Below are 5,595 nucleotides of genomic sequence, written 5' to 3' on the forward strand. Positions count from 1 at the left end.
TCGAGAAGGTTGAGGCAAAGAATGGCTGACTGGTCCGCCGCCCAATATCTGAAATTCGAGGACGAGCGCACGCGGCCCGCGCGGGACCTGGTGGCGCAGGTGCCGGTCGACTTTCCGCGCCGGGTCGTCGATATCGGCTGTGGGCCGGGCAATTCGACCGAGCTTCTCGTCGAGCGCTGGCCGAATGCCGAGATCAGCGGCTTCGACACCTCGCCCGACATGATCGAGAAGGCGAGTGCACGTCTGCCTGATGTAACCTTCGAACTGGCCGATGCGGCGGCGTGGCAGCCTGAAAAGCCCGTCGACGTGATCTTCGCCAATGCGGTGTTCCAGTGGTTGCCGGAGCATCCGGCGGTCTTCCAGCGGCTGATGGGCTTTTTGGCGCCCGGCGGCGCGCTTGCCGTGCAGATGCCCGACAATATGGCCGAGGATTCGCACCGGCTGATGCGCGAGACCGCCGCCGAAGCGCCGTTCACGAAAAAGCTCGATGGGGCGGCCCGCGCGCCGCTGCCGCCGGTCTCGTTCTACTACGATCTTCTGTCGCCATTTTCCGATCGGCTGGACATCTGGCACACCATCTACAATCATCCGCTGGCCAATGCCGGGGCAATCGTCGAATGGGTGAAGTCGACCGGGCTGAAGCCCTTCCTCGATCCGCTGGTAGAGGATGAGCGGCAGCTTTTCCTGCAGCGCTACACGACCAGGATTACCGAGGCTTATCCGAAGACAGCGAACGGCAAGGTGCTGCTGCGTTTTCCCCGGCTTTTCATCGTCGCGCGGCGTGCCGCTTAGGAACTCTTAGCCACACCGGAGACCCTCGCGCGCCGCCCTTGACCCGGTTTCGCCGCCATGCGCATTTCAGCGGCGCGAGCTTGTGGTCTCTTTTGTCTCAAGCCCCCTTGGTTTAAGCCGGCGTAAACCGACCAGGTGTGAAAACAGTTGCGCCGAGCTTTCGCGGCGCCCACATGAAAGCCGCAACGCCTGCGCACGGGGACGGACTGGAAATGCATCGCGTCATCATCAGCGGCCTCGGCGTTGAAATCCCCGAGCCCTCGATCACCAATGAAGAACTGGTCGCCAGCTTCAATAGCTGGGTCGATACCGAAAATGGACGCCGCCAGACTTCGGGCGAGGCGCTGCTGGCGAAATCGGACAGCGCCTTCATCGTCCATGCTTCGGGCGTCAAAACCCGCCATGTGATCGAACGGGAGGGCATTCTCGACCCGACCCGCATGGCGCCGCGCATTCCGGCGCGGCCGGACGATGCGCTGTCGCTGCAGGCCGAGTTCGGCATCGCGTCGGCCAGGAAGGCGCTCGACCATGCCGGTCTGAAGCCATCCGATATCGACCTGGTGATCTGCTCGTCGTCACATCAGCAACGGCCCTATCCGGCCATCGCCATTGAAATGCAGGAGGCGCTCGGCACCAAGGGAGCCGGTTTCGACATGGGGCTTGGCTGCTCGTCGGCGGCGGCGGCATTGCACATGGCGGTCAATCTGGTGCGCTCGGGCGCGCACAAGCGCGTCCTGGTGACGACGCCGGAGATCATCACCGGGCATCTGAATTTCCGCGACCGGCAGACGCATTTCATCTTCGGCGATGCTTCAGTGTCGATGATTGTCGAGGGGCTCGCCAAGGGTGACAAGCGGCCGGGACGCTTCGAGGTGCTGGACACCCGGATCTGGACGCAGATGTCCAACAACATCCGCACCAATCTCGGCTATCACACGCGTACCGCTCAGGACGATCCCTACATGATCAACCTCGAAGGCAACCTGATCAAGCAGGTCGGCAACAAGGTGTTCAAGGAAGTCACCGTCGCCGGCCACAAATTCATCGTCGAATTCCTGGCCGAGCACGGGCTGACGCCGGAAGCGATCCGCCGCTTCTGGCTGCATCAGGCCAATGCGCGCATGAACGCCATGATCCTCAAGCTCTCCTTCGGCCATGATGTCGATCATGACCGCGCGCCGATGGTGCTGGAACGGCTCGGCAACACCGCCGGCGCCGGCGCCATCGTCGCGCTGTCGGAGAACCACGCCGACATGAAGGCCGGCGACTTCGGGTTGCTGTGTGCCTTCGGCGCGGGCTATTCGATCGGCGGCGCGCTGCTCAAGATGCTGTGAACTTCGCGCCGGCCGTTGCGTCAGGCCGGCGTAAAGGGCACCAGCATCGGCACGCGCCTGGCATAGTCGTCATAGGCCGTACCGAGTTCACCGTGCAGAAAGTTCTCCTCCAGCCTTGCCTTCATGACGATGCCGATTGTGAGAAGGGCGGCGCCGGCGATGCCCCAGACCGTGCCTTTCGCCGCCATGGTGGCAAGGATCGCCAAAAGCAGCCCGGTATAGATCGGGTGCCTGACCAGCCCATAGGGGCCGGTATCGACCACGTGGTGGTCAGCCTTGGCGGTGACCGTGCCCGACCACAATTTGCCGAGATGCAGCCTGGCCCACCAGGAAAAGACGAGGCCGACGGCGATCAGCGCGACGCACAGCCATGCTTCGGCAAGGTTTGGAATCCAGAGCCTGAGGCGGCCATGATAGCCATGCGCCGGAATGAACAACAGGATCGTCCCGACTACCAGGACGGCCCGATATGGAAATTCCGCCTGGAAACCGGCCCGCTTTTCGGGCTGGTCGGCCCAGAACGCGGCGGCGCCCCACGATATGACCCAGATAAGCCACAGCGCCGCTATCGCAGATGCGGGATGCAGCATGAAGCCTCTCCTCCACGGACAATTATCAAGCCGAGACAGCGCGGCTGCAATGCGGCGCGGCGCGAAAAGATCCCGGATTCCGGTAAGAAGATCGTGATCGACGAGGATGCGCATCAACCCGGTTGATTGGATCATCAGTGCTTTCGACTGGACCCTGTCCGGCGACATCGGCTAGATCCCAATGCATGCAACAGACGACAACCACACCGGACCTGTTTCCCGAAGCGGAGACGCCTATCGAAATCGTCCCGGCGCGCAAGCTCGCCGCGAAGGTGACGGCGCTCTACGTGGCGCCGTTCGATCACTTCGAGACGCGTGCCGTCGACGAACTGCGGCTCGGTTTTGACGGCATCGACAATGATTTCCACGCCGGTGCGACGCGGCGCTCCGGCGGGCGCGAACCCTGGTATCCGCGCGGCACCGAGATGCGCAACGAGCGGCAATTGTCGATCGTTGCAGCGGACGAACTGGCTGTGGCGGCAGGTCGGATGGGGCTCAAGGAGATCAAGCCGGACTGGATTGGCGCCAATCTGCTGATCGAGGGCCTGCCTCGCCTGTCGATGCTGCCGTCCGGCACGCTGCTGTTCTTCAGAGGTGGCGTCACCGTCAAGGTCGACGCGCAGAACGGGCCTTGCCGCATCGCCGGCCGATCGGTCGCCGAACATGCCGGGATGGCCGACCTGGAAGCCGGCGCGCTGGCGTTCCCGAAGGCGGCGAAGCGGCTGCGCGGCCTCGTCGCCTGGGTCGAAAAGCCAGGCACGATTGCTGCCGGCGAAGAGATTTCGGTGCGCGTGCCCGAGCAGTGGATTTACCAGGCATAGAAAGTGTGGCCGCAGGGCAGGGCTACGCCACCATCGGGCGGCGCAGCAGGTTCTGGCTGTTCAAGCCGCCTTGCGGTTCTTGTTCGCGCCCTGGGCCATGTCGGAGATTTGATCCCACTTTTCCCAGGTGGCGATCCTGTTGGCGTATTCCTGCCTTATCATCGGCAGGCCACCATCGCCGAAGAACACCCGAAGCGGCGGATCGGCGGCATCGACTATGGCAAGTATCGCCGGTCCGGTGGCGGCGGGATCGCCGGCCACGGAGTGCTTGCGGCGTTCCGCCATCTGGGCGCGGGCCGGCTCATAGGCCTCGATCTGCTTCGAGGCCTTGGCTGACGGCCCGGCCCAGTCGGTGGAGAAGCCGCCCGGCTCGACAAGCGTCACATGGATGCCGAACTCCGCGACCTCCAGACTGAGCGACTGGCTGAAACCTTCCAATGCCCATTTCGAGGCGTGATAGAGGCCGAGCGAGGCAAAGGCGTTGACGCCGCCGATCGACGAGATCTGGATGATATGACCGGAGCGCTGCGCCCGCATGATCGGCAGGGCGGCCTGGGTCACCCAAAGCGCGCCGAACACATTGGTCTCGATCTGGTCGCGGGCCTCCTGCTCGGAAACTTCCTCTATGGCGCCGAAATGGCCATAGCCGGCATTGTTGATGACCACGTCGAGCCGGCCGAAGCGGCGATGCGCCTCGGCTACCGCGGCATCGACGGCCGCCTTGTCGGTGACATCGAGTTCTATCGCGGCGATATGGTCGCCATACTTTTCAACGAGATCGGCAAGCGTGCCGACATTACGCGCTGTCGCCGCGACGCGGTCGCCACGGGCGAGTGCAGCCTCGACCCAGACGCGGCCGAAGCCCTTCGACGATCCGGTAACAAACCAAACCTTATGTGTCATGATCCACCAATTCCTGCCCTTGCGGGCTTAATTTTCGAGATAAGCGGAGGCTTCTCCGTTTTCGCCATATACGAAGTGCGATCCTTCGATCCAAGGTCTGGAGGAAATTTTGACGGATGGGGTCAACCATCCCTACTCACGATTTCGTCATCGTCGTCGTCGAGCAATCGGGTGGCGCGCCAGCGGGTCAGCACGATGTTGGTCTGTTCGATGACGAAGAAACGCGCCGAGTCGCGGTCATAGCCCTCGGCCAGCAGCTTTTCGTAATCGGTATGGGTGTGGCGGATATGGGCGATAGTCGCCAGCCACACGGCAATCGTCGGTGGCAGGGTCTTCATATGCATCGCGCCGGCGTCGGCGCGGATCTTTTCCATGTCGGCATAGGGCGCCAGTGGCAAAAGCGCGGTCAGCGCCTTGGCGATGGCGCGGCGGCGGCCGGTCGGCGCGCTCATTGTGCATCCCGCCCAGCGGGCTCGTCGCGCCCGGCAATGGTCGCCTCGGCGAAGGCATCGGTCGAGACGAAATAGGGCTTGATGTCGATGATCGGCGTGTCGTCGAGCACATCGATGGCGTCGATATCGATGCGGCCGGTGTCGATATCGACGGCGACGAGCCTGGCGATATGCAGCCCGACCGGGTTCGGCCGGGCAGGGGAGCGCAGCGAAAAAACACCTTTCGGTTCAGCGGCATGGCGGGGTTTCTGAACAATGAGAGTCCGCGGCGCATGGTGCAGCCAGGACAGGATGACGACGTGGCTGGCGCGCTCCAGCCCGAGCAGACCATCACGGTAGGGCCGGTCGATGGTAATGATCGCCGGCTGGCCGGTTTCCCGCGCCGCCTTCATGTTCTTCGGACAGGTCTCCCGCGTCGTCCACGGCGAGGCGATGCGGCCGATGAACACGACATGGCCATCCGGCGGCATATCGGCCGGGTCGGTCTCCAGAAGCCTTTCACCGCTGCGCGTCTCGAACATGGTTTTCGCCTCTATCACGTTTCCCGCCTGTCGTGACCGAAAACCGGTTCCCCGACTGGAAACCGGTCGAGTTGGCAGGATCACGCATGCGCCATTTTTTTGTCCGAAAGCGACATAGTGCTTGCAAGGCGATGAAAATCGACATAAACATATGTTTATATCTTTTTCAAAGAGAATATGCC

The 5,595-nt window shown here is 62.9% G+C and carries 8 protein-coding genes; 4 read left to right on the forward strand and 4 right to left on the reverse strand.

Annotation, left to right across the window (positions count from 1 at the left end; genetic code table 11):
* Nucleotides 1–21: 21 nt before the first annotated feature.
* Both tam and CN311_RS31325 read left to right on the forward strand, forming a co-directional pair.
* On the forward strand, nucleotides 22–792 hold the full coding sequence (tam, locus tag CN311_RS31320) for a trans-aconitate 2-methyltransferase (protein ID WP_097577437.1): 771 nt from the start codon (nucleotides 22–24) through the stop codon (nucleotides 790–792).
* Nucleotides 793–1,004: 212 nt separating this feature from the next.
* Entirely contained in the window at nucleotides 1,005–2,126 is a 1,122-nt protein-coding gene (locus tag CN311_RS31325) for a beta-ketoacyl-ACP synthase III (protein ID WP_097577442.1), read from the forward strand.
* Nucleotides 2,127–2,146: 20 nt separating this feature from the next.
* Here CN311_RS31325 and CN311_RS31330 read toward each other — a convergent pair whose 3' ends face one another.
* Nucleotides 2,147–2,716, reverse strand: a complete 570-nt coding sequence (locus CN311_RS31330; protein WP_165779919.1) for a methyltransferase family protein — start codon at nucleotides 2,714–2,716, stop codon at nucleotides 2,147–2,149.
* On the opposite strand from CN311_RS31330, the gene CN311_RS33715 reads away from it, so the two are divergent.
* Nucleotides 2,708–2,842 (forward strand): hypothetical protein, encoded by a 135-nt coding sequence (locus CN311_RS33715; protein ID WP_280954059.1) that lies wholly within the window; start codon nucleotides 2,708–2,710, stop codon nucleotides 2,840–2,842. The genes CN311_RS31330 and CN311_RS33715 overlap by 9 nt on opposite strands.
* Before the next feature lie 59 nt (nucleotides 2,843–2,901).
* Entirely contained in the window at nucleotides 2,902–3,537 is a 636-nt protein-coding gene (locus CN311_RS31335) for an MOSC domain-containing protein (RefSeq protein WP_097577438.1), read from the forward strand.
* A 60-nt stretch (nucleotides 3,538–3,597) separates the two neighbouring features.
* Here the strand turns inward: CN311_RS31335 and CN311_RS31340 are convergent, their stop codons facing one another.
* The 3 genes from CN311_RS31340 to tsaA all read right to left on the reverse strand — a co-directional run bounded on the left by CN311_RS31340 (nucleotide 3,598) and on the right by tsaA (nucleotide 5,413).
* Complete coding sequence (locus tag CN311_RS31340) at nucleotides 3,598–4,440, reverse strand: SDR family oxidoreductase (RefSeq protein ID WP_097577439.1); 843 nt, start codon at nucleotides 4,438–4,440, stop codon at nucleotides 3,598–3,600.
* A 122-nt stretch (nucleotides 4,441–4,562) separates the two neighbouring features.
* Nucleotides 4,563–4,892, reverse strand: coding sequence for a DUF2293 domain-containing protein (locus CN311_RS31345; protein WP_097577440.1), 330 nt, complete (start codon nucleotides 4,890–4,892; stop codon nucleotides 4,563–4,565).
* Nucleotides 4,889–5,413, reverse strand: coding sequence for a tRNA (N6-threonylcarbamoyladenosine(37)-N6)-methyltransferase TrmO (gene tsaA, locus CN311_RS31350; protein WP_165779920.1), 525 nt, complete (start codon nucleotides 5,411–5,413; stop codon nucleotides 4,889–4,891). The genes CN311_RS31345 and tsaA overlap by 4 nt, the downstream gene beginning before the upstream one ends.
* Nucleotides 5,414–5,595 lie beyond the last annotated feature (182 nt).

The organism is Mesorhizobium sanjuanii (assembly GCF_002529485.1).
Taxonomy (GTDB): Bacteria; Pseudomonadota; Alphaproteobacteria; order Rhizobiales; family Rhizobiaceae; genus Mesorhizobium; species Mesorhizobium sanjuanii.